The 22,625-nt window shown below is 69.1% G+C and carries 27 protein-coding genes; 10 read left to right on the top strand and 17 right to left on the bottom strand.

Annotated elements, in window-relative coordinates; translation table 11 throughout:
- Nucleotides 1-143 precede the first annotated feature (143 nt).
- Genes ASH01_RS19210 through ASH01_RS19200 form a run of 3 tightly spaced genes read left to right on the top strand, consistent with a single transcriptional unit; the run spans nt 144 to nt 2,142 of the window.
- Nucleotides 144-956, top strand: coding sequence for a hypothetical protein (locus tag ASH01_RS19210; protein WP_056779882.1), 813 nt, complete (start codon nt 144-146; stop codon nt 954-956).
- Nucleotides 956-1,531 carry a phage holin family protein gene (locus ASH01_RS19205; RefSeq protein ID WP_082620004.1) on the top strand — a complete coding sequence of 192 codons (576 nt, stop codon included), beginning with the start codon at nt 956-958 and terminating at the stop codon, nt 1,529-1,531. Before ASH01_RS19210 ends, ASH01_RS19205 begins: the two co-directional genes overlap by 1 nt.
- Nucleotides 1,528-2,142, top strand: a complete 615-nt coding sequence (locus ASH01_RS19200) for a DUF3618 domain-containing protein (RefSeq protein WP_056779880.1) — start codon at nt 1,528-1,530, stop codon at nt 2,140-2,142. Before ASH01_RS19205 ends, ASH01_RS19200 begins: the two co-directional genes overlap by 4 nt.
- A gap of 204 nt (nt 2,143-2,346) precedes the next feature.
- Here the strand turns inward: ASH01_RS19200 and ASH01_RS19195 are convergent, their stop codons facing one another.
- Together ASH01_RS19195 and ASH01_RS19190 are read right to left on the bottom strand one after the other, a co-directional pair.
- A complete protein-coding gene (locus ASH01_RS19195) occupies nt 2,347-2,589 on the bottom strand; it encodes a hypothetical protein (RefSeq protein ID WP_056780311.1) in 243 nt (80 codons plus the stop codon).
- Between the two features lie 279 nt (nt 2,590-2,868).
- Complete coding sequence (locus ASH01_RS19190) at nt 2,869-3,666, bottom strand: sigma-70 family RNA polymerase sigma factor (protein WP_056779877.1); 798 nt, start codon at nt 3,664-3,666, stop codon at nt 2,869-2,871.
- Between the two features lie 805 nt (nt 3,667-4,471).
- On the opposite strand from ASH01_RS19190, the gene ASH01_RS19180 reads away from it, so the two are divergent.
- Together ASH01_RS19180 and ASH01_RS23485 are read left to right on the top strand one after the other, a co-directional pair.
- Nucleotides 4,472-5,173, top strand: coding sequence for an ANTAR domain-containing protein (locus ASH01_RS19180; RefSeq protein WP_056779869.1), 702 nt, complete (start codon nt 4,472-4,474; stop codon nt 5,171-5,173).
- 925 nt (nt 5,174-6,098) lie between these two features.
- On the top strand, nt 6,099-6,392 hold the full coding sequence (locus ASH01_RS23485) for an ANTAR domain-containing protein (protein WP_200961833.1): 294 nt from the start codon (nt 6,099-6,101) through the stop codon (nt 6,390-6,392).
- Between the two features lie 214 nt (nt 6,393-6,606).
- Here ASH01_RS23485 and ASH01_RS19170 read toward each other — a convergent pair whose 3' ends face one another.
- Nucleotides 6,607-7,104: a hemerythrin domain-containing protein gene (locus ASH01_RS19170; protein WP_056779863.1), complete on the bottom strand. Its 498-nt coding sequence runs from the start codon at nt 7,102-7,104 to the stop codon at nt 6,607-6,609.
- A gap of 557 nt (nt 7,105-7,661) precedes the next feature.
- Between ASH01_RS19170 and ASH01_RS19165 the strand changes: the two genes are divergently transcribed.
- The 3 genes from ASH01_RS19165 to ASH01_RS19160 all read left to right on the top strand — a co-directional run bounded on the left by ASH01_RS19165 (nt 7,662) and on the right by ASH01_RS19160 (nt 9,798).
- Nucleotides 7,662-8,204, top strand: coding sequence for a hypothetical protein (locus ASH01_RS19165; protein WP_056779860.1), 543 nt, complete (start codon nt 7,662-7,664; stop codon nt 8,202-8,204).
- Nucleotides 8,205-8,636: 432 nt separating this feature from the next.
- The gene (locus tag ASH01_RS22695; protein WP_082620002.1) at nt 8,637-9,044 is read left to right on the top strand and encodes a hypothetical protein; all 408 of its coding nucleotides are present in this window, start codon (nt 8,637-8,639) and stop codon (nt 9,042-9,044) included.
- Between the two features lie 82 nt (nt 9,045-9,126).
- Entirely contained in the window at nt 9,127-9,798 is a 672-nt protein-coding gene (locus ASH01_RS19160) for a DUF6766 family protein (RefSeq protein ID WP_056779857.1), read from the top strand.
- Nucleotides 9,799-10,213: 415 nt separating this feature from the next.
- On the opposite strand, the gene ASH01_RS19155 is transcribed toward ASH01_RS19160, so the two are convergent.
- From ASH01_RS19155 to ASH01_RS23480, 7 genes are all read right to left on the bottom strand, one after another.
- Nucleotides 10,214-10,762, bottom strand: coding sequence for an ABC transporter substrate-binding protein (locus ASH01_RS19155; protein WP_235509673.1), 549 nt, complete (start codon nt 10,760-10,762; stop codon nt 10,214-10,216).
- A 187-nt stretch (nt 10,763-10,949) separates the two neighbouring features.
- Nucleotides 10,950-11,279: a phosphatase RsbU N-terminal domain-containing protein gene (locus tag ASH01_RS19150; protein WP_056779853.1), complete on the bottom strand. Its 330-nt coding sequence runs from the start codon at nt 11,277-11,279 to the stop codon at nt 10,950-10,952.
- Nucleotides 11,276-11,689, bottom strand: coding sequence for an STAS domain-containing protein (locus tag ASH01_RS19145; protein WP_156415673.1), 414 nt, complete (start codon nt 11,687-11,689; stop codon nt 11,276-11,278). The genes ASH01_RS19150 and ASH01_RS19145 overlap by 4 nt, the downstream gene beginning before the upstream one ends.
- Nucleotides 11,686-12,600: an STAS domain-containing protein gene (locus tag ASH01_RS19140; protein ID WP_156415672.1), complete on the bottom strand. Its 915-nt coding sequence runs from the start codon at nt 12,598-12,600 to the stop codon at nt 11,686-11,688. Before ASH01_RS19140 ends, ASH01_RS19145 begins: the two co-directional genes overlap by 4 nt.
- Complete coding sequence (locus tag ASH01_RS22690) at nt 12,593-13,675, bottom strand: sigma-70 family RNA polymerase sigma factor (RefSeq protein WP_082620001.1); 1,083 nt, start codon at nt 13,673-13,675, stop codon at nt 12,593-12,595. The genes ASH01_RS19140 and ASH01_RS22690 overlap by 8 nt, the downstream gene beginning before the upstream one ends.
- 1,060 nt (nt 13,676-14,735) lie before the next feature.
- Nucleotides 14,736-14,987 (bottom strand): hypothetical protein, encoded by a 252-nt coding sequence (locus tag ASH01_RS19130; protein WP_056779849.1) that lies wholly within the window; start codon nt 14,985-14,987, stop codon nt 14,736-14,738.
- Nucleotides 14,984-15,196 (bottom strand): hypothetical protein, encoded by a 213-nt coding sequence (locus tag ASH01_RS23480; RefSeq protein ID WP_200961832.1) that lies wholly within the window; start codon nt 15,194-15,196, stop codon nt 14,984-14,986. Before ASH01_RS23480 ends, ASH01_RS19130 begins: the two co-directional genes overlap by 4 nt.
- Before the next feature lie 93 nt (nt 15,197-15,289).
- Here ASH01_RS23480 and ASH01_RS23875 point away from each other — a divergent pair, with 93 nt between their 5' ends.
- Entirely contained in the window at nt 15,290-15,412 is a 123-nt protein-coding gene (locus ASH01_RS23875; protein WP_268807413.1) for a hypothetical protein, read from the top strand.
- Nucleotides 15,413-15,517: 105 nt separating this feature from the next.
- Here ASH01_RS23875 and ASH01_RS19125 read toward each other — a convergent pair whose 3' ends face one another.
- Together ASH01_RS19125 and ASH01_RS23275 are read right to left on the bottom strand one after the other, a co-directional pair.
- A complete protein-coding gene (locus ASH01_RS19125; protein WP_056779846.1) occupies nt 15,518-16,213 on the bottom strand; it encodes a DUF981 family protein in 696 nt (231 codons plus the stop codon).
- Nucleotides 16,214-16,335: 122 nt separating this feature from the next.
- Entirely contained in the window at nt 16,336-16,500 is a 165-nt protein-coding gene (locus ASH01_RS23275) for a hypothetical protein (protein ID WP_162263903.1), read from the bottom strand.
- Nucleotides 16,501-16,593: 93 nt separating this feature from the next.
- On the opposite strand from ASH01_RS23275, the gene ASH01_RS23270 reads away from it, so the two are divergent.
- Entirely contained in the window at nt 16,594-17,163 is a 570-nt protein-coding gene (locus ASH01_RS23270; RefSeq protein ID WP_056779843.1) for a TetR/AcrR family transcriptional regulator, read from the top strand.
- A 54-nt stretch (nt 17,164-17,217) separates the two neighbouring features.
- Here ASH01_RS23270 and ASH01_RS19115 read toward each other — a convergent pair whose 3' ends face one another.
- The 5 genes from ASH01_RS19115 to ASH01_RS19095 are packed head-to-tail and all read right to left on the bottom strand — an operon-like array spanning nt 17,218 to nt 22,614.
- On the bottom strand, nt 17,218-18,522 hold the full coding sequence (locus ASH01_RS19115) for an FAD-dependent monooxygenase (RefSeq protein ID WP_082619999.1): 1,305 nt from the start codon (nt 18,520-18,522) through the stop codon (nt 17,218-17,220).
- A gap of 27 nt (nt 18,523-18,549) precedes the next feature.
- Nucleotides 18,550-19,263: a maleylpyruvate isomerase family mycothiol-dependent enzyme gene (locus tag ASH01_RS19110; RefSeq protein WP_056779840.1), complete on the bottom strand. Its 714-nt coding sequence runs from the start codon at nt 19,261-19,263 to the stop codon at nt 18,550-18,552.
- Nucleotides 19,263-20,105, bottom strand: a complete 843-nt coding sequence (locus ASH01_RS19105; protein ID WP_056779836.1) for a fumarylacetoacetate hydrolase family protein — start codon at nt 20,103-20,105, stop codon at nt 19,263-19,265. Before ASH01_RS19105 ends, ASH01_RS19110 begins: the two co-directional genes overlap by 1 nt.
- Nucleotides 20,102-21,265 carry a cupin domain-containing protein gene (locus ASH01_RS19100; RefSeq protein WP_056779833.1) on the bottom strand — a complete coding sequence of 388 codons (1,164 nt, stop codon included), beginning with the start codon at nt 21,263-21,265 and terminating at the stop codon, nt 20,102-20,104. The genes ASH01_RS19105 and ASH01_RS19100 overlap by 4 nt, the downstream gene beginning before the upstream one ends.
- A 14-nt stretch (nt 21,266-21,279) precedes the next feature.
- Nucleotides 21,280-22,614 (bottom strand): MFS transporter, encoded by a 1,335-nt coding sequence (locus ASH01_RS19095; RefSeq protein WP_200961831.1) that lies wholly within the window; start codon nt 22,612-22,614, stop codon nt 21,280-21,282.
- Between the last annotated feature and the right edge of the window lie 11 nt (nt 22,615-22,625).

Below are 22,625 nucleotides of genomic sequence, written 5' to 3'. Positions count from 1 at the left end.
CCAGTCCACCGCGATTCACACGCCCACTTCGAGAATGGTTCGACTCTCCTTCGATGGGTATCCGGGGACTAGCAACACCGGCTCGAACGGGCAGCTCGAGCAAGGGGCCGCCCGCTCCTGCGTCGACGGAAGGAACCAGAACCATGACCGAACGACCGTACGAGACCACCGTGCCCGACGATCTGGCCGGTGGCGCCACATCGCCCTCCGCCACCGCCGGCACCCACAGCGCCGGAGCGACGTCCGCGTCGGTCGGCTCCAACGGCGGAAACACGAGCGTCAAGTCCGAGGCCAAGTCGGTGGCCTCCGACGCCGCGGACAGCAGCCGTCGCGTCGCCGACACCGCGGCGGCTGGTGCCAAGGACGTCGCGTCGGAGGCTGCGACCCAGCTGCGCCAGCTCTTGACCCAGCTGCGTGGTGAGCTCGACGACCAGGCCTCCACGCAGGGACAGCGAGCGGTGAGCGGCCTGCGCTCGCTCGCGGACGAGCTGCGGGAGATGGCCTCGAGCTCCTCGCAGCAGGGTGTTGCGGGGGAGGCGGCCGGGCAGGCCGCGGACCGGGCTACGTCGGCCGCGGACTGGCTCGAGAACCGTCAGCCGGGAGACATGCTCGACGAGCTGCGTTCCCTGGCCCGACGTCGACCCGGCGCCTTCCTGCTCGGTGCGGCAGTCCTCGGAGTCGTCGGCGGACGCCTGACGCGGGGGCTCACCGCCGAGAGCGGTGGCGGGTCCGGCGTCAGCAGCGCGACGGCACCGACCCGCTCCGGGACGACGCCTGTCGCCTCCGGCATGCCGAGGTCGGCGGCGATCCCGCCGTCCGAGTCGCCAGTGCGCAGCGAGCCCTACACGGTTGGCGTACGCGACAGCGACACCCACGCCCTGACGTCCATGACGGGGGGCGTGACGTCCGACCCGCCCGAAGAGAGCTACACCGAAGGCCGAGGCGGGGTGCGCTGATGAGCACCTGGCCGGAGAGCAGCACCGACAGGGACACGAGCCCGGGGGGCTCGGCGGGTGCGACGGCAGCAGGCCCGTATGCCGGTGCGGACCCGGCGGTGACCACGACGGACCCGTTGCCCATCGGTCGTCCTGACGAGGACACCGCATACGCGACCTCCCGTGCCGGCTTCGAGAGCTCGCACGAGAAGGCAGAGCACGCGTCCATCGGCGAACTCGTGGGTGACATCAGCCAAGGCCTCAGCACGCTCCTCAGGCAAGAGGTGGAACTGGCCAAGGCCGAGGTGCGCGAGTCGACGGCGCGGGCCGGCAAGGCCGCTGGAATGTTCGGCGGCGCGGCCTTCGCCGCGTGGATGACGCTGCTCTTCCTCTCGCTCGCCGTGTGGGAGTGGCTGTCAAACGCTCTCGAGAGTCGCGGCTGGGCCGCCGTCATCGTCATGGCTGTGTGGGCCGTCATCGCGGCGGTCCTCGCCGCGATGGGGCGACGCACCACCAAGGAGATCCAAGGACTGCCGCGCACGACGGAGACCGCCAAGCGGGTCCCGGACGCGCTGAAGGGAAACGAGGAACGATGAGCACCAACTACCCGACCACCAACGACCCGGATGCGATCCGGGCTGACATCGAGCGCACCCGCGAGGGGCTGAGCCGCGACGTCAACGCCCTCGGTGAGTCCGTGAGCCCCGGACACATCGCGCAGCGTCAGGCCGAGAAGGTCAAAGGCCGCGCTGCTTCGGTCCGGGACCGCGTCATGGGGACGGCATCCGACGCCGGGGACAGGTCCTCTGGCCTGGCGCACAGCGTCGGCGACGCAGCGAGCGACGCCGGCCACACCGTTCAGCGCAAGGCCCAGGGCAACCCCTTGGCGGCCGGTGTCATCGCGCTCGGAGCCGGTTGGCTCCTCGGGTCGCTGCTCCCGGCGTCAGAGAAGGAGCGCCAGCTCTCGGAGACCGTCAAGGAGAAGGCCGAGCCAGTGGTTCAGGAGGCAGAAGCCGTGGCCAAGGACGTGGCGAGGGAGTCAGCCGAGCACCTCAAGCAGCCGTCGCAGGACGCCGTGCAGTCGGTGAAGGAGACAGCACAGGCGGCCGCTCAGGACGTCAAGGACGAGGGCCAGCAAGCCGCGACGAACGTGCGGGAGAGCGCCTCCGAGTCGGCGGACACCGTCCGCGACCAGTCGCAGGGCTGACCTCGGGACATCAGCGCGACGGGGGCGACCGATGATCGTCGGTCGCCCCCGCATCTCCCGGCGCAAGGCTGGTGAACCTCCGCACGACAGGGGCATTCAGAGTGACTGCAACCCGCCTGAGGCTCTCTCATTCGGACCGAGCACATCGGTCACGACGACGTCGTCCCCTTGGCGCGTCCGCTGGGGCGGGGACGGCGGGCGACCTCACGTCGGTGCTGCGCCGAAACGGGGCATGGCGCGATCGGGGGACTCGGCGCAGTGTGAGCAGCAGAAGACCGTGCCGCTCTTCTCGACCCCGTGGCCGAGAACACGACAACCGCAGTGCCCGCACGCCGGCGCCCAGTCCGTGACAGCGCACTCGAGACTGTCGTAGGTGCGCGAGCGGTCGCCACGGGTGATGGTGAAGCTGCGGTCGTAGTCGTTGCCGCACATGTCGCACACACCCATCAGGGCCTCCTCGAGCACGGAGCCGGCGCTCCTGGTGCTGAGATACCCGTCGGACGGGCGGTCAAACCGCCGGAATCCGTTGTGGCGCATCGGTCCCGAGGTCCTGGGGCGGCCGGGTCCTCGACGAGGCAGCGCAGGGCCGCGTCCGGTACAACGACCGTCCCAAGAGGGCCACGAGGGCGGGCGCCGATAACTGCAAGGTCGCTCGGACCAGAGGTCCTACGAGCGTCGATCGGCCACGCACGACGCTCCGTTGGCCGACGCCGACGAGGGCGCCGATCACGAGGCGGAACTCAGCTCGCTCGACGAGTGGCTGTGCGACTCATCGACGAACTGCTCCTGCAGACGCACAACGATCCGCCGGAGACGACGGGACACCTGCATCTGGCTGACCCCACGAAGGTCCCCGATCTCTCGTTGCGTCAGCCCGTCGACGAAGCGCAAGAGCAACAGCTCTCGCTCGTCGTCATCGAGCTGTGAGAGCACGCCCGACAGGCAGGCTCGGTCCTCCGCGCGCTCGAGGTCCCCGTCCGGGCTGGAAAGGAACGTCGCGAGACTCGAATGGTCGTCATCTCCCGGAGAGCAGTCGATCGACAGCGGATGGAACGCCGTCGACGCCTGTGCGACTTCCCGGAGTTCGTCGACCGACACGCCGACGGCCGCCGCGAGGTCATCGTCCGAGGGGGTGCCTCCCAGCTCCTGCTCGAGCTCTTCTCGCACCCCTCTCAGCCGGGCCCGCAGCTCTTGCAGACGTCGGGGGGGCCGAACCATCCAACCGCGGTCACGGAACCAACGCTTCAGCTCGCCCGAGATGGTCGGGACCGCGTACGCGGCGAAGGACGGACCCCGCCCCGGCTCGAACCCGTTGATGGCTTTGACCAAGGCGAGCCGGGCCACTTGAACGAGATCGTCGTGCTCGACACCGCGACCCACGTAGCGGCTCGCCATGGAGCTGCATAGATCGAGGTAGAGAATGACGATCTCCTCGACGATGGGTTGCCGCACGGCGTCGTCGCAGGCTTCGAGGAGGCGCTCGAAAAGGGCGGTTGTCCGCTGATCACGTTCGGTCAGCACCATGCGGGCATATACAGTGCGTGAGGCCATGACTCATCTCCCTGTGCCGGGATGACTGAGTCGGCGCTGTCTTGGACCGCTCTGACTCTCTGACGGTGCCACGACATACGTCTGCGTGCAACACCTGACGACAGCCGTGACCGAGCGGGAATCTGCGCTTTCCTGACGCGCTGCAGACGCAGAGCGTGAGCGTTTGAGATGGCTTGGGCCGGGTACGCCATCGACGTGTCGACTGACGAATTCCACCCTCTGGCCGAGCTGACTGTCAGAGACCTGCTGGCCGAGCTCACTCGTGTCGAGGACCGGCTCCGGGAGCAGGCCCATCATGCTGGTCCGCGACCTCTTCCCGGGCAGGTGAGTCGGGAGGCCGCCCTGCGCAGGCGAGAGCGTCTGCTCCTCGCAGAGCTGGCGGCTCGTCGCGCTTCGTTCGCCGAGCAGCCGCAGCCGACGGCGGCGACGCCGACCCAAGACAGGGCCCCAAGTGATGGAGCGCTTCGTCACGGCGTAGTGCCGGAGCACGAGCAGCGCCTGACCTGACCAAGTACCTGGCTCGACTAGCGAGGCTCTGACGCAGTCCGGTCCGGCAGGCCTTGGTGAGCCTCGCGATCGCTCTGCTCCCCGGGGCGACGCGCGACAACCAAAATGCTGCGATCGCCCTAGCCGCCTAGGCCTCCCTTGTCGCGCCAGCGGAACACAATCGCGGCCGCGTGCGGGTTTGCATGGTTGGTCGATGGGCACGTGACGGACAGGCGCACGTGAGGCGCGCCGACGGCGATGACGTCGAGGACGCGGGAGGTGACGGACGGCGATGGAGCCGATACCCGAAACGGATGAAGCCCTGTCGGAGCTGGAACGGTTCGGCGACAGTGACCTTCGTGGGGACCTGGCGGAGGTGGCAGCGACGGCCAAGGAGAAGATCCCGACGCTGGTCGGTCTGAGTCTGACACTGGTGGCCGAGCAGCTCGTACTGACGTATGTCGCCACGGGTCTGGAGGTCGCCGTGATGGACGCGGTCCAGTACATCGACGGGGGCCCATGCGTCGAGGCGGTCGCGGACGACGAGATCGTGGGGACCGCTGTCGAGGACCTCCTCGACGAAGGGCGCTGGCAGCTTTTTGCTCAGGCGACCGCGGCGGCAGGTGTCCGCAGCACCCTGTCAATCCCCTTCGGAGAGGAGGGGATAGTGACTGGAGGTGTCAATCTCTATGGCGGCCACGCCTCATCCTTCCAAGGACAGGAGAGTGAGCTCGCGAGGCTTTTCGGCGGTTGGGCTCCGGGCGTGGTGTCCAACGCCGACCTGTCGTTCTCGACCCGACTCGAAGCAGTCCGGAGTCCGGAGAGACTGAAGGGCCAGGCGTACGTCGACCAGGCCGTGGGCCTGCTCGTCAGCTCGCGCGGGATCGAGGCCAGCGTCGCAGAGGAACGCCTGTACCTTGCTGCCGCACAGGCAGGTACGAGCGTGGTGGCATTGGCTCGGGCGATCGTCAGTGCGTTCACCGGTGAGGCATGAGGCACGACGGCGGCCATCCGCATCACGACCGGCGGTTCGCAGGTGATGAGCCTGCACAGCCAGGGCCCCTTGGTACTGCATTGCTGGAGTAGGTCTGGAGCCGCGACATCGATGGGGCGACGGTGCCGCCGCCGTCCCCATCGACCAGGCAAGGAAGCGAAGGATCATGAACGTCCCGCCGTACGCGGCACGTGCCCAAAGCTCCCTCGAAACGGGGATACGGCCGGCATGGTCATACGACTCCCGGTTAGGCCTCGCCCCGGACTGAGTATCTGCCGAGTACGATCCAGTGCAATGACGGACACGTTGGTCTGAACCGCCACGCCTGACGGTCTGGGTCAATGACGGCACCTTCAAGGCGCGAGGGAAGCCACGGCCGTCAAGGACGACTCCGGTGATCTGTATGTCCATTTTTCCCGAGTTGAGCACCGCTCGCGACCGCGCGATGCCCCCGCAAGACAACCTTGTGAGGGGCGTGAAGTCGCTGCACATGTCTCCAGACACGGCCCGCACCGATCCGACGAGTGAGTGTTTGACACTCTGCGCCGTGCTCACTGACGGGCTCCAGGCATCTCCCGTTGCACAGCATGCCTCGATCCGTCTCGTCCAGCGCGGTGGCGTGAGCAGCCTGCTGTTGGCGACGACCGAGCAGGCGCGCTGCCTCGATCATCTCGAAGAACGCGTGGGTGAAGGCCCTAGCGTGTCCGCATTGCGTGGGAAGTGCGGGAGGGCCCTCTTGCGGTCGGCAGACGAGCGCCCCCACCCGTGGGCTCGGCTCGCCGAGGAGCTTCCCGGAAGTGGGTTGGCGTCAGTGCTGGCTTCTCGGCTCGTGTGGGACGGCCGACCGGTGGGAGTCCTCACACTGAGCTTCGAGGAGGCTACTGGTCCCTCGGACGGACAGATTGACATGGCGCGGGGTGTTGCCGTGCACATCGGAGCCACCATTGGGATGGCGCAGAAGGTGGCTCAACTCGAAACGGCCATGGTGACCCGCCAGGAGATCGGGCAAGCGATCGGGATCCTCATGGAGCGCTACCAGATGGCTCCTGACGCGGCATTTGCCTACCTTCGACGGCTCTCACAGGACGGCAACATCAAGTTGCACGACATCGCCGAGGTCCTGCGCGTCACCGGGCGACTCCCCGTGGAGTGCGGGCGGCGTCGCGAGCAGCCTGCGGGTGCGGACCAACCGGAAACTAAGGCGCCGGGCGGAAACTGACGCGTTGTCAGCCGGCCCGACAGATCGTCATGCGGCGTGGCTACATGTTGCGCACGTGCAGTCCTCACATGAGCACGAGTCACACGTGCAGTCCGCAGGGCAGTTGTCGCAGTCGCAGGGACTGCTGGGTTCCGTCTCGATGGGGACCGGGGGGATCTGGCCGCTCATGGACTCTCCTTGTAGGGGGACTTCTCCGACGTTCGCTCAGGTTGGGTCAGGAGACGACCGCGTCGATGGCCTTCTTCATCGCACTGGGCTGTTCGGGACGGCGCGGCGCCTTCTTCCGCGCTGCGAGCAGCTCCTCACCGAGCTCCTGCAGCTGCTTGCGCCCGAGGCCCTCGCGGACCTTCGGGAACCAGTCCTGCTCCTCCTCGGCCATGTGGTGCTCGACGTTCTCGATGAGCACCGTCGTCTTGGCGTCGAACCGCTCGTCCGTCGCGTCCATCGCCGCGAGCTCCATGCAGAGCACGTCCGCGACGTGGTGCTCCTCGTACGACTCGAGCACGTCGTCCTCGAGGTCGGGCAGCAGGTCCCGCACGCGGGGGTACATGACCTCGTTCTCGATGTAGGTGTGCACGGTCAGCAGCTCGAGGATCGTGTCGACGATCTTCTGCTTCTGGACCGGGGTCTGGTCGGGCTTGCGGAAGGCGCGGAACTGCTCGCGCACGTCCTTGTGGTCCTGCTTGAGCAGGACGATGGCATCGGTGGACACAGGCGCTCCTTCGAGCAAGGGGGGCGGGGGACGACCGGCAAACTGTGCCGTCCAGCCGTTTCGTACCCATCGCACACTGCCCGAACCACACGGGTGGGCGTGATGTCCTGTGCCACACCCACCGGCGCTTGGAACGCCCTCGGGACGGGCAGGCCGACACCTCTTACGCCTTGGCGCCCAGTGAAGATCTGCGAGTCACCTGTCAGGTCTGGCGGATTGGCCGGCTCACGGGAGTTCGGCCAATCCGACCCTGGGTACGTCCTGGTTGGCGGCGCCGTCTCCTCGACCTCCCCTGTGGTCTGGGAGGCGGCGTCGTCCGAGCGATTCCTTGCTCGAGTCCCTCGGACGCTGCGGGGCGCAGCCTCCAGGGCGCACCGCCGTAGGCCAACGGCTCGGCCTTGGTCGCGAGATCAGTCAGCCCGGAAGCCGGACCGGTGTCGACGACGTGCACGCGTAACGGCATAGAGCGGAGCCGAGGTGTCTCGGGGTGGGAAACGGGTACGGCCAAGTCCCCACCGAACACCGCGCCGCGTGCGCCAGATGCACCAGGACTTCGCATGACGGCATACAGCACCTTCGTTCGTGCCACGCACGTGCTCACCAACGCAGCATGGTTCGGCGGCTCCTTGGCTGGCGCTGTCGCGCTGCAACCAGCCAGCCGCAAGAGTATTGACGCCCGCGACCGAGGCGAGATCGCCGACGAGGGGTGGCGCCGTTGGGGTCCAGTTCAGGGTGCGGCTATCGGCCTGCACCTCCTGAGCGGCCTCGCGATCTTGGCCGATAACAGGCGCCGCGTCGTCGGTCACCCTCCCACGGCGGCGGCCGTCATCCTCAAGACGGCGCTGACAGGGACGGCGATCATGGTCAGCGCCGAGACTTACCGATCCAGTGCCGAGCTCGACGACGCGCTCGAGCACGCTCAGGGGGATTCTGCGGTGGAGGACAAGGCCCACCGACTCACCCACCGCATGAGCTGGCTGCGATGGGCCACCCCCGCGGCCACCGCGGGGCTCCTCGTGCTCGATGCCTACCTCGGCGAGCAGCAACGCGGCGTCGCAGGGCTCCTCGACCCGCCGTCCAGCTTGCGGCGCACGACGTGACTCGCGAATTCGAGTTCGCATTCGAGGGTCGCTACCGACTGCCCGCGCTCGCGTTCGGGATCACTCCGGCCACCGCCCAGGTCGTCGTCACCGCGCATGAGCTGCTTGTGAGGTTCGGGCCCTGGCGACTGCGGACGGCGCTCGCCAACGTCGCCGACACCGAGGTCAGCACGCCTCTGACACACAACCGTCTGGTGCGCCCTGGTGATCCGGGCGCGGCTTGCGTGAGGGGAGACGGTGCATCCCATCTCGGGTTTGGCACGGCAGTGCCGCCCGATGCATGGCTGGGACGGCGAACGCTGTCCAGCTCGGCGGTGACGGACGGCTGTTGGGTTCCTGTCGCGCGGAGACAGGTGGGTGCGCGGCTGGGAGATCTCTGGCAACCCGGCGCCGGTGCCTCACGTGGACGCGTCAAGACCGTAGGGTCGCGCCATGACTCGTCTTCGCGTGCCTACCGTGTTGGCGGTGTGCGCCTGTTGGGCGTTGGCAGCCTGTTCCGGCGACAGCTCGCCCGCGGCGACGGATGCCGCTCGGGCCGCCACCAGCTTCACCGCGTCCGTCGACGCGCAGCCAGAGGCAGCCTGTGCGCTGCTGGCTCCACAGACCCGTCAAGAACTTGAAGACTCCTCGGGTCCGTGTGCCCAGGGGATCAAGGATGCCAACTTGCCGAGCGCTGGGAGGGTGATTTCCGTGGACGTGTTTGGCCAGGACGCCATGGTGCGGCTCGAGCACGACACGGTGTTCTTGGCACGGTTCGGCTCCGGCTGGCGTGTGACTGCTGCTGGTTGCACCCCCCAGGAACAAGATCGTCCCTTCTCGTGTGAGCTCAAGGGAGCTTGACCGTGCGCGCTGCATTCATCGCCATCCTCGTGTTCATTGGGGTCGTGCTGGCTGCTTGCATCTTCGTCGGGCTGGCGCAGCGATGAAGCGGGTACGTGAGCAGGGCTTGACCTTGGCGTTCACGGCCCTCTTGGTCGCGGCGCTTGTCGGGCAAGCGCTGACGGGACTGGCTTCCTACAACCGGCAGGCGGCCGACGCCGGCCTTCCGTTGATGACGCTTCTCCGGTACGTGACCTCCTCGCAGTTCGCCGTCGACGTGGCCGAGAACTGGCAGTCGGAGTACCTGCAGTTCCTCCTCTTCATCCTGCTCACCGTCTGGCTGGCCCAGAAGGGCTCTCCCGAATCGAAGCCGCTGGACACGCTGGGTCGGGAGTCGGACAAGGACCAGAAAGTCGGCCGGTACGCCCAAAGGGACTCGCCAACCTGGGCGAAGGCCGGCGGGTGGCGCCTGCGGCTGTTCTCGCGGTCGCTCGGACTGACGATGGCGGCCATCTTCTTGCTCTCATGGCTGGCCCAGTTCATCGCCGGACGCTCGGCATACAACGCAGATCAGATCCAGGACCTCAAGGCCCCTCTCGACTGGGCTCAGTACGCGGCTGCCCCGGATTTTTGGAACCGCACGTTTCAGAACTGGCAGTCCGAGTTCCTGGCCGTCGCGAGCATGGTCGTGCTGAGCATCTACCTGCGAGAGCGGGGCTCGCCCGAGTCGAAACCCGTGGGGCAGCCGCACGGCTCGACCGGCGTCGACGGCTGAGCGGTCCGCGGGCCCACAGGATGAGCCCGGCGAAGGTGACGATGCCGCACGTGGCGTGTACGACGGGCCGCGTGTGGAGTGTCGTCGAGTGACCTGGATCCTGGGCTCAGCGACGCTCTGAAGGGACGATGTGGTCCTCGATGCGTTGCATGACGAGCATCAGCGCCAGGCCGACCAGCGGAGAGGTGAGGGAGAGGGCGAGCATGAGTGCCTTTCAATGGTGCCGGGTTCCGGCAGACACGGCCCCGACCGTGTCGTCGTTCAGACCTGATCCCCACAAGCGCACTCCGTCACGCTGCTTGTCGTGACGGACCGCGTCCGGGGCGCCGGAGGGGCTCCGGTCCCTCGCCGGACCGGAGCCCTCCTTCCCGAGCGAGATCAGACCCGGGAGTGCAGCGGGGCGAGCTGAACCGCGTCAGAGACCAAGGAGGCGGTTGAGCAGGTTGGCGAGCCCATTGATGCCGTTGCCGTCGAGGAGTCCAGCCACTGCACACAGGAGGTTGCCGAGCAGGTTGCCGGCGCCCGACTGGGCCGTGATGTTGAGGACCACCTGGTTGAGGTCGACGGTGAGGCCGAGCACGTTGAGGTGCAGCGGTCCGAGCACGAGGTTGAGGATGTCGCACGTGCCGGCAGCGGTGGCGTTCGCCACCGTCGTGGTGACCGTCCGGGTCACCGGGATCGTGGCACCGGCGAGGGTTGTCAGGGTGCCAGTGACGATTCCGGTCACGGCGAGCTGACCGTTCTGGTTGCTGAACGACGTCGGGGCGAACGAGCCGGTGAACGTGCCCACGCCAGCGACGACCTGGTTGATCGTCGACGAAGCCGTCGTCCTCGGTGTGGCGGCCGCGGGCGCGGCTGCGGCCGCGGCAGGCGCCGCGGAGGCGCTGGCAACCGGCGCGAGGCCCAAGGCCGCGGTGGTGGCGAGGGTGACTCCGGCGGCGCAGAGCTTGTAGGTGAGCTTCATGGGTGTGACTCCTTCATCGGCGTACGGGCGGCCTCGTGGGCCGTCGGTCACCTCTGAAGAGCACGCCTCACGCATCACATGATGCGAGCTGACAGGACCTATGGGAGATGCCCTGCGCAAAGTTCGAGCACGAACTGGTCCGATCAGTCCGGATATCGGCTATGGATCCCGCGTCATGCGATCGCCGTCAAGGCGTCCGGTCGTCGTGTCGAGGCTCCAGGACGCTGCGGTGGCTCATGTCGTATGCGGCCAGCACCTCCAGCAGGAGCTCGCCCGAACGCTCGGCTACGTCCACTCGATCGTCCGGGCCGGTCTCGCGCAGGACCTCGATGGCGACGTTCTGATGGATGCGCGTCATGACCAGCAGGCTGATACCGCCCGTGAAGGCGTGCCGCCCGAGCTCGTATGCCGACTCCCGGGCGGCCTCGTCGCGGCGGGGCAGGAAGCGCCGCAGCGTCGCGCGGTAGTCCTGGGTGAGGTCGTCGACGACGAGCCGCGCCGGCCGATGGGGGCTCACGTGCGTTTCTGGGGCTGGGAGCCAGAAGAGGGGAAGTTCCGTGTCGCGGCAACCTCCGCGAGGAGCTGCACCCCTTCCTCGAGATCGAGGGCAGTAGGGATCTGACCCGTGCCCATGCCGAGCCGGACCATCGCGAAGGCTACCTCCGGCTGGATCCCGACAAGCACGGTCAGCGCGCCGCGCAGTCGTGCCATGTCAGCGATCCGGCGCAACGTCAGCGCGGCGAAGGAGTCGATGACGTCGAGAGCTGCGACGTCGATGATGACTCCGCGCGAGCGGTGCTCCCCGATCTGTTTGACGAGGTCGTGCTCGAAGCGGACCAGCTCGGAGTCGTCCAGGGCAGTGTGGATCGACGCGATCAGGGTCGATCCCTGCCGCATGATGGACACGAGCGCTGGTCCGCCGTTCACGAGGTCGAGTCGACCTCCTTCCGAGTCACGGCGTATCCGAGGAGCCTCTCGGCCTCTTCGAGCCCACCTTGCAGGTCGCCGATGGTGTTCATCTTGCTCAGGTCGACCCCGATCGTCACGAGGGTCTGCGCGATCTTGGGGGAGAGCCCGGTAATGATGACGCTCGCACCCATCAGGCGTGACGCGTCGACCGTCTGCACGAGGTGGTTGGCGACCGCCTCGTCGACGTCCGGGGAGCCGGTGATGTCGATGACGACCACCTTGGCGCGGTGCTTGCGGATCCCTGAGAGCAGCTGCTCGGTGAGCTGTTTCGCGCGCTCGCTGTCCAGCACCCCGATGATGGGCAGGATGAGGAGCCGCTCGCGCACCGGTAGCACGGGGGTCGAAAGCTCACGGATGGCGTCCTGCTGCTGGCGGATGACGCGTTCCCGCTCATCGACGAAGCTGACGGCGACGGTGTTGGCGATGCGGTTCGCCGCCGGTTCGTAAGCGTCGAGCACCTCGTTGAGCATCGAGAAGTCACGCTGGTACTTCTCGAAGAGCGAACGCGCCAGGACGTCGCGTAGCAGCAGCACGATCCCGACGACCTCGTGGGTTTCGACGCCGCGCGGAATGATCCGCTCAGAAAGGTCCCTCGCGTAGTGCTGCAGCGCCTCGACATTCCCCGTCTCGAGCACCTCGACGTAGTTGTCGTAGACCGACGTGGTCTCGGCGGCCATCTCCTGAGGAGTCATCGCCGTCAGCAGGTGGGCCTGCTGGATGCGTTGTGACCACTCCTCCTGGAGCCGGGTCCGGTGCTCTCGCAGATGCGCCACGAGCTGCGACAGCAGGTGGCCGCTCGGTCCGGACCTGGCGGAGTCGTGCTCGGGTGCGGCGTGCACCGGCTGGTGGTCGGTGGTGCGGTCATTCATGGTCTGCCTTCTCCCATTTCGTCATGGTCACTGTGGTGCCGTGGCCGGGCTCGCTCGCGATGGCGAACTCGTCCATGAGGCGACGGACGCCCGGGAGGCCCAGGCCGAGTCCGCCGTACGTGCTGAACCCGTCGTCGAGCGCGCGTTCGACATCGGGGATCCCGGGTCCGCCGTCGCGGGCGACGATCTGGATGCCGCGCCGCGGGACCTCGAGCAGGTTGACCACGACCTCGCCGGTGCCGGCGAAACGGACGATGTTGCGGCATACCTCCGACACGGCGGTGGCGATGACCGTGAGGTCGGTGGGCCCGAAGGCCAGGCGCGACGCGAGCTCGCGCGCGGCCCCACGGGCCGTGACGATGTCGGGGTCGATGGTGACCGGGATGGTCAGACGGTCGTCGCGTGGCTGGCCCCGCTCGAGCAGCGGCTGGCTCAACCCGGCGCAGGGCTCGCACTCGAGCAGGTGCTGGGCCGCGCGAACCTCCCGCTGACGTCGCTGATCGCCGCTGCTGAGCGCCATGAGGACCGCCCGGCACTGCTCGGTCGGAGGCTCGATCTGCGCCGCAGCCAAGAGGTACTCGACACGAAGTCGAGCGCGCGTGCGGTTCAGCTGGGCTGCCACAGCGCCTGCCGTGCTGCCCTCGCGCGCGGCGAGAGTGCGCGTGTCCGTTCCCTTGACCTCGTGGTCCAGCAGGGTGCGGCGCTCGCGCTCGGTCAGGCGGGCCAGCGCGGTAGCCATCGCGGACTGCTCCTCGTCGAGCAGGACCTGCGTCTCCGGAGGATCGGGGGTGCTCAGGTCGACGACGCGGTGCTGGTTTCGATGCTTGCGGTCCACGTCGCGCCACATTGACGCCACGACGTTGCGGGCTGTCACGATCGCGTACGGCTCGAGCATGCCCGGCTCGATGGTGGGGCTGGCCGCGAGGACGCGGGTGAGCGTCTCCTGGACCAGGTCCTCCGCGGCCGGGTGAGAGCCGACGCGGGCGTGGACGATCCGGCGGACCATGGGTATCAGGTCCGCGACGTCCTCAGCGCTGTGACCGGAGCGGCTCCCTGCGCGTTCGGTGGCGCTCACGCGCTCTACGTACCCAACCTGTGCCTTCCACCCGACCCATGCGTGGGGAGGGGGGCGTCCGGGCGTGGCTGGGACCATGCCTGCGCCTGCTGGGCGTTCGCGACGCTGTACGCAGCGCTGATGGTCGGACGGTGTTGCCGGGCTGGAGTGAGCGTGTCTGTGGAGCATCCGCCCGCCCCGACGGACCCCACCGGTCTGGCGCTGCCAGGCTCGGTGAGGCCGGGCGTGCTGCGTCCCTTCCGTCGAGGGCGCTTGGTTGGTGATGTCTGGCGAGGCCCCGGGAGCCGTCAGGCCGGCCCGGGGCCCCCGACGACGGTGTAAGGGGGAGGGGGATCGCCGTCGTCACCCTCGTAGACGCTCGAAGGCTGAAAGCATGACGCGGTCCAGGCTCCAGGCGGTCGACGTGCTCGGTGTGGCGACTACCCGTGCCGGACCGTGGGGGATCTCCGCGGACGGTTCGAGGGCGGCGGGTTGATGCCCGCTACCGCCACCTGTTCGTCCCGGACGCATTCGTACCGCCGCCAAGTTCCCTGTGGTGGCTACGCCTGAAGGCGTTTACAGGAACGGGATAGCGGGCACATGGAAGCTATGCGTCTACGCGACCACGACAAGGGAGACCTGGCCCTTACGGCTCTGACCCTGGCGGTCGCCGCGGCGGCAGCCGCGAGTGGAGCCGCTCGGTGGGCCAGCCGCCGCCATCGCCGACGCCGCGACTGCGTGCACGTGCACGTGCAGCGACCCACGTCGAAGTAGTCGCCCGCTCGCAGGAGACGGCGACCTCGATGGATGGTCATTTTCGAACCGCTAAACGCCGCCCTGCGGCTCACTCGGTGCCTATTCGTCGGTGCGCGTACCCTCCGGGGCAGATCCTGACGCCGGAGGGCCTGACTGGCTGGGGAAGAACGCCTGACCGCCTTGCAGCACGCCGTGCGCCGCATCATCAATCGGCACGGCGGACTGATTGCGGCGCAGGGTGGCACCTAGGTGTGGTCCGCGAGAAAGGTGTCGAGCTGAGCTGGGTGACCCCCACTCAGTGTGCGGTCGAGGAGATCCCTCGCGATCACGGAGTCCTCGTCCCCTGCGCGACGATGATCGGTGTTCCGTCGAGGCCGTGTGCGGTCACGGGTACTCCAGCCTCGAAGGGCAGCGTCCTGAGGAGGATCGCTGCCCCCGCGTACCGGCGCGGGTCGGACAGGACGAGACCGCCGGCGAAGGCGGCCCCGCGGCTGAACCCGACGAGGACGACCGGGCGGCCTTCCGGCGCGACGGAGTCGAGCCACTCGGTGAACCAGGTGTGGGTCTCGGAAGTCACTCCGCCACGAGCCGGCCGATCCCGGGGTTGGCGAACCACGCGAAGCCCCTGCCCTCCACGATCGGTGCCCGGACCGCGGCAGGCACCGGTGCGCCCCAGCCGACCCGCGCCGAGGCGGCCGCCGCGAAGGCCGTCGTCGAGCAGGCCACCAAGGCCGTCGAGACGTTCACCGCGCCCGGCAGCCCACTGAAGGGAGTCGGAGGCCTCAAGGGCCGGATCGTCTACTACGTGCCGGCCACAGGCACTGCGGATGATGACCGGGCGCTGCGGCCACCACGAACGTCGCCGTCCCCTACCGGCGGATGGTCACGGCGGGGAACGTCGGCGGTCTCGAGCTCACCGCCGAGGGGGAGAAGTCCGGTGCCTGGTACGGCTCGACCGACTACCGGGACGGGTTCCGCGAGCACTGGGGTCTCGCCGGCTGACCGGCCGTCCCGAGACGTCCGTACGCGCGCACGCACACGACCCCTCCACGTCGGCACGTGGAGGGGTCGTGAGCGTGTTCGGCCCGTGTCATCGACGAAGCGGCGTCACCAGAGGTAGGAGGTGCCGTGGGCGATGTTGTAGTACATGCCGATGTGTGTGTAGAAGTTCATCGCGCCGAAGAGGAGGAACACCGTGCCACCGACGAACCAGGCGCGAGCGGCCCACAGGAGCAAGGCGGCTCGGTCGGTCAGCTGAGCCACGGCGAAGAGCAGGGCTCCGAGCGCGACGATGCCCCAGAGGCCGCCGAGGAACAGGGCCTCGAGCAGTGGCAGGTGGCCGAAGCGTCCGCTGATCGGCTCCTCGGGCGGAGCGGCGCCGAGCTGGAAGCGGACGAACGAGATGGCCAGGACCCCCATGGCCAGGCCGAGGGCGCCGACGAAGACCGACACCGGCTTCAGGGCGCGTAGGGCGGTTTCGACGGCCGTGTCGGCGTCGGCGTCGGCGTCGAACAGTGCCCGATGACGCCACAGGTAGACGGCGGCGAACAGCAGGAGTGCGCCGAAGCCGGCCGCCGGCTGGCCGAAGGCGATGTTGGCGTACTCGAAACCCTTGCCGCCGAAGGGCCAGGTCACCGTGGTGTGCAGGCCGAGCACGAGCAGGATCAGGCCGGTCACGCCGAAGAAGCCGGCCCACCCTTCGCTGTCGATGTGTCTGCCGCGGATGAGGTGGACGAGGAACCAGGCGAAGCCCAGCAGTCCTGCCCCTGCAGTGATGGCGACCAGCTCGTTGTAGACGACCACGTCGTCTGCCCTCCTTCTTCGACGGGCTCGGGGTGGCCGGGCCGTCAAGTGTGTGTCTGTTCGTGGTGATGGGTGGGACGCCACGGTGCTGCCGGGGCGTCAGGGTCCATGCCGCTGCTGTGTCAGCGGCGCTCGGGGAGCCGCTGCTCCGAGGTCTCTCGCGAGGTCGGGTCTGCTGGGCGGGTCGACGGATCGTCCCGGGTGCTGTCGACGATGCCGAAGACGAACCACGCGACCACGAAGAGGATGGTGATGGCCGCTGGGACGAGTACGTCGCCGGGCGTCATGATGGGTTCCTTTCCAAAGAGGCTGTACCTGCTGATTATCGCTACATTGTGTGTAGCGATAATCATCGTCGTTTTGTTCCCGGAAGGAGCGACATGACACCTGAGCGAGGTCGACCCCGTGACCCCCGGACCGACGACCGGATCGCCGGCGCGGCCCTGGAGCTGTTGCGCGAGCACGGGCCAGGTGGTGTCCACATCGACGCGGTGTCGTCCCGGTCCGGTGTGGCGCGCACGACGATCTACCGCCGCTACCGGGACCGGGGGGCCCTCCTGGCCGCGACCCTCGAGAAGCTGGGGGACGAGCCCTTCCCCGCACCCGAGCTGCCCTTGGAGGACAAGCTGCGCTGGGTGCTCGAGCAGGCCCGCACGCTCATCGAGGAGCAGGTCGGCCGTGGAGGTGTCGCGACCGTCCTCGCGGGCACCGACCCCGACTTCAGCGCGGCCCTGCAAGCCCGGATCGTGAGTCGACTGAAGGCTCTGCAGGGGCAGATCGACGCGGACATCCGCTCGGGCCGCATCCGTAGCGGTACCGACGCCGAGACCCTCGCCGGACTCGCCTTCGGTGCCTGTCTCGGCGAGCTGCTCCAGCACGGCCGTGTGCGACGGCGATGGGCCGACTCCCTCGTCCCTCTGCTGCTGCACGGCACGAAGCCCCGCGCCTGAGCCTCGAGCACGCCCCGATGCCGCCCGATGTCGGACGGGGCGTCGGTCCCGGGCTCAGACGCCGGACGGGACGGTGACCCGGACGACGAGCGGCTCGAACATCTGCGGCTCGCCCTCGGGCACGAGGGCGGTCGCGCCGTATAGCCAGTCGACGAACGCATAGTCGCGTACGTCACGCGTGCGCATGACGTCGTTGCGCCACAGCCGCTCCTCACCGGTGAGGTGCCAGAGCGCTCCCCAGGCGCGGGCCGTCGTCAGGACGCGTCGGCAGTGCTCGGGGCGCACTGCCTGATAGGCCGCGAGGGCTGCGTCCCAGTCGAGAGTGGCGCCTGCGGCGCCGGTGGACACCTGTGCACCGACGTGCTCCGAGAGCACCCAGGCGTCCTCGATGGCCATGACGGCACCTTGAGCGAGGTATTGCAGGGGCGGGTGCGCGGAGTCGCCGGTGAGGGCGACGCGTCCGACGACCCACTGGTCGATCGGGTCCCGGTCGTACATCCGCCACCACTTGTCCCGCCACATGAGCGGCAGTCCGGCCCGGACGTTCTCGCACGTCTGGTCGAAGGCGGCGTCCAGCTCGTCAGGGGTGCCCCAGTCCTCCTCGCCGGCGAGAGCCTTGGCGGACTCGAAGACCGCGACCTGGTTGAACATCTCGCCACCCCGCAGGGGGTACTGCACGAAGTGGCACTTCGGCCCGACGTAGACGACGACGTCGTCGAGCGCGATGTCGAGCTGCTCGACCTGGCCCGTCGGGACGGCGCCGCGGTAGGCGACGTACGCCGACGACACGGGCTGGTCGTCGGAGACGAGCCGCCGTGCGACGGAGTGCAGCCCGTCGGCCGCGATGACGACGCGGGCCGTCTCCCGGCCGTTGCCGTGGACGACGGTCGCACCGTCGACCTCCTGCTCGTAGGCGGTGACGGCCACGTCGGTGACAAGGTCGACACCGGCACGCTCGCACGCCCGCAACAGCGTGCCGTGCAGGTCGCTGCGGTGGATGACGACGTACGGGAATCCGTAGCGAGCGCGTGCGTCGGCCAGGTCGAGCCGGGTCAGCTCGGAGCCGTCCACGGCATCGCGCATGACCAGGTTCTCGGGTACGACGCCGAGGGACACGACCTCGTCGAGCAGGTCCCACTGGTCGAGGATCCGCGTGCAGTTCGGCGCGATCTGCAGGCCGGCTCCGACCTCCCCGAACTCGGCGGCGCGCTCGAGCACCCGAACGCGAAGGCCCTTGCGGGACAGGGCGAGCGCGTTCGCGAGGCCGCCGATCCCGCCGCCAACGACGATGACGTCAGGGTGGCCGGCGAGGGGCGTGAGGTCGGCGACCTCGGCGACGTCCTTGCGGTGAGCGGTCATGACGAGTCCTTTCGAGAGCTTTCGCGGTCAGAGCCAGCGGGGGAGGGTGGGGACGGTGCCGCCGTCGGCGTGCAGTCCGGTGGCTGGTCGGCCGGAGAGGTATGCCGTGAGCTGCGCGAGCGGCCCCCGGATGGTGGTCGGGTGACCCGCCCCCAGGGCGGCCCAAGTTCGGTCGTCGTCGGTGGGTGCCAGCTCGAGGGCCGGGCCGTCGGCTCCCACGGAACGCCTGGCGGTGGTGTCGTCCAGCAGCGCCGCGATGAAGTCCGCGGGCAGGTCGTCGAAGGTCACGACCCCGCCGAGGTCGACGGCGTGAACCATGACTTCGCGCGACCGCATCCACGGGATCTCGGTCGCGGGTACGGTGCGGCCCTGGGCGGTGCGCACGTGCCTGGCCCACTGCTCGGGGGTGAGGGCGTCGAGCGAGTCCGCCAAGCGGGCCGCCGACGAGGCCATCCCGTGCCGCAGCTCGGTCGCGGGACGCTGCGACCCGGTCTCGATGTCGGCGTCGCGCTGCTCAGGGGAGGAGTACATCGTGGTCTCCTCGCCCGTGCGTGCCCAGTGCACGAGGTTGCCGAGCGCGTCGGCGTTCGCGGCGACGTGGGCGACGACGTGCCTGCCCGTCCAACCGGGCAGGGTGCCCGGGGCGGCGAGGGTCTCGTCGTCGAGGCTCTCCAGCGCCTTGAGGAAGAGGTCGGTGCCCTCCCGCATCCACGCGAGGGTCTGCTCGGGGGCGGTGGACATCAGCCGCGCCCGTCGTCCACGACGACGTTCTCACATCGGCCGAGGCCCTCGACCTCGGTGACGACCTTCTGCCCTGCCATGAGGTAGCGAGCCGGCGTGCGGGCGTGTCCAACGCCTCCGGGGGTCCCCGAGGCGATGAGGTCGCCGGGCTGGAGCGTGATGATCGTCGAGACGTACTCGACGAGGGCGACCGGGTCGAAGAGCAGGTCACCGGTGTTGTTCTCCTGCACGACCTCCCCGTCGACCTCGGTGCGGATCGCGAGGGTCGGACGCACCCCGCCGGGCAGCTCGTCGGGCGTGACGAGCCACGGGCCGACGGGCGTGGTGGCCTCCCAGCTCTTGCCCTGGAGCCACTCCTTGGTGCGGAACTGCCAGTCGCGGGCGGTGATGTCGTTGAGCGTCGCGAAGCCGGCGATCGCGGCCTCTGCCTCCGCAGTCGTCGCCCGCCGCACGGGCGCACCGATGACGATCGCGAGCTCGCACTCCCAGTCGAGCTGCTCGGTCTCGACGGGCCGCTGGATGTCGTCGTGCGCGCCGATGAGGGTCTCGGCGTACTTGCTGAAGAGCGTCGGATAGTGGGGCAGGTCGCGCCCCATCTCGAGGATGTGGTTGCGGTAGTTGAGCCCGACGCAGACGACCTTCCCCGGTCGGGTCACGACGGGGGCGTATGCCGCCGCGCCGAGGTCCACGGTCGCGCCGGCTGCCGCTTCGGCCGCCTCGCGCCAGTCGGGCTGTGCGAGAAACGAACCCACGTCTGGGGCGCCCAGCCGCGTCGCGGTCGTGCCGTCGATGCGGACCGCCCCGGTCGTGCCGTCGGCGTGGCGGAGGGTGGCGAGCTTCATCGGGGAAGTCCTTCTGTGACGGGGGCGGAGACGGAGGTGCGGGCGAGATTGAGGGCTTCGAAGATCGGGCTGTCGCTGAAACGGAAGAGATCGAGCGCGCCTGAGTCGGAGTCGGCGGCGGAGGCCTCGGAGCGGATCGACAGGGGCTGCCACGACGGCACGACGAAGAGGTCGCCACGGGTGACGCTCCAGCTCGTGTCGCCGACGGTCACGGTGCCGGCGCCGTCGAAGACCTGGAAGACGGACGAGCCGACCTCCTGGCGGGAGGCGGTCTCGGCGCCGCTCCGCACCCGGTGGAACTCGGTGCGGATCGTCGGCAGCACGTCACCGCCGTTCGTGGGATTGGTGAAGCGGACCGCGGCGTGCCCCGGCTCGACCGTGGCGGCATACCCCTCGTCCTCGAGGTCGAGCTGGTCCTGGAGGGCGAGGTTCGTGTCGGCCCAGCGGTAGGCGAGGAGCGGGCTGGCCGGCGTCGGGCCGGGGACGGAGACGGGGCGGAGGCCCGGGTGACCCCAGAGCCGCTGCGACCGCGAGCGCTCAGGCGTGGCGCGCTCGGCGTCGGAGATCTCGTCGCGTCCGAACTCGAAGAACTGGGACTCGGTGTAGCACTGGAACGGGATGTCGAGCCCGTCGATCCACGCCATCGGCTTCGCGGCTGCGTTGTGGTGGGCGTGGAGGTTCCATCCGGCCTGGGGGAGGAAGTCGCCGCGGCTCATCGGCACGGCGTCCTGGCCGACGACGGTCCAGACCCCCTCACCCTCGACGACGAAGCGGAAGGCGTTCTGGGTGTGGCGGTGCTCGGGGGCGTCCTCTCCCGGCATGAGGTACTGGATCGCGGCCCAGAGCGTCGGGGTCGCGAAGGGGCGACCGCCGAGCGAGGGGTTGGCGAGGGCGATCGCCCGGCGCTCGCCGCCGCGACCGACGGGGACGAGGTGGCCGGCGCGGTCGGCGAGCTCGAGAAGGGTCTGCCACGGCCAGAGGTGCGGCGTCGCCTTGCTCTGGGGGTGGGCCGGCATGAGGTCACCGATCTCGGTCCACAGCGGCACGAGGAGCTCGTCCTCGAAGCCGCGGTAGAGGGCCTCGAGCTCGGGCGAGGGGGTCGGCTGGTCGGGGGAGTCGACCGCCTCGATCTGCACGGGGGAGGTGGCTGCCTGGGTCATGGTCGTTCCTTTCATCAGTGGACGAGGACGTCGGCGACGGAGCGTGCCCGGACGGCGGGCTTCGTGACGACGGCGGTCACGGCGAGGAGGACCGCGGCGAGTCCGGCCGCGACGGAGAAGGCGAGGAAGTTGCTGCCGACGCCGAGACCGGCGTCGAGGAGGAGGCCGCCGACCTGCGGGGCGAGCACGGCACCGAGGCGGCCGACGCCGAGCGCGAAGCCGAGCGACGTGCCGCGCAGGGTGGGCGGGTAGTGACTCGCGACCGCCGCGATGATGAGGCACTGAGTGCCGTGGGTGCCGACACCGGCGAGGATGAGGGCGGCGTAGATCGGGGTGGCGTCGCTCGGGTAGGTGAGCAGGAACGCGAGGGCGACGGCAGCCACCGCCGCGGCGACGACCGCGCTCCGGAGCGGCCCGAACCGCACTCCGGCCCAGGCTGTGACGACCGAGCCGAGCACGGCGCCGAGGTTGAGGGCCAGCAGGAACGTCAGGGGCTGACCCATCTCGAAGCGGGGGTCGGAGCCCATCAGCTTGGGCAGCCACGTGCCGAGGCCGTACCAGGCGAAGAGGGTGGCGACCGTGGCGGCGGCGAAGAGCACCGTCGGTCGGAGGAACCGCCCGCGCAGGATCGTGCGGAAGCCGGGGGCGTGCGTCTCGGTGGTGTGTTCGCTCTCGTCGTGGACGAGGCCGAACTGCGCCTCGACGGCCTTGCCCTGGGCTACCCGGCCGTGGGCTCGCAGCCACGTCGGCGACTCGGGGAGCAGGAGGTAGCAGAGCGGCAGGAGCACGAGCACGGCAGCGAAGGCGACGGCATACATGGAGCGCCAGCCGTGGGCGGGCAGAAGCCAGAGGCCGAGGACCGCGGCGACGGAGCCGCCGATCGGTACTCCCGACATCATCATCGTCGAGACGGTCGAACGATGCTTGCGCGAGACGAACTCCGCCGTCAGCGCGTTGGCCGACGGCACGAGGCCGCCGAGGCCGAGACCCGCCAGGAAACGGAAGCCACCGAACACCTCGGCATTCGGTGCGAGGGCACAGAGGGCGGTGAAGAGCGAGAACCACAGGGTGGCCCAGAGGATCGTGCGTCGTCGTCCGAGCTTGTCGGAGAGCAGTCCCGCGCCCAGGGCACCGACGAGCATGCCGGTGAAGGCGAGGCTCCCGATGAAGCCGGCGGAGGTCGGAGTGAGGTCCCAGCCCTTCTCCTCGAGGAGGCTGGGGAGGGTCGTCCCGTAGACGATGAGGTCATAGCCGTCGAAGACGACGATGAGCCAGCAGAGGAGCGTCACGAGCCACGCGGGCCGACGGGCGGCCAGGGGCCGGTTCTGGGTGGGGGGCGTCATTGCCATAGGCACGACTG

Origin of the sequence: Terrabacter sp. Soil811 (assembly GCF_001429655.1) — a bacterium.
Lineage (GTDB): Bacteria > Actinomycetota > Actinomycetes > Actinomycetales > Dermatophilaceae > Terrabacter.
Note: the sequence above shows the minus strand (reverse complement) of the source record. Positions and strands in the feature narration are given on the sequence as shown.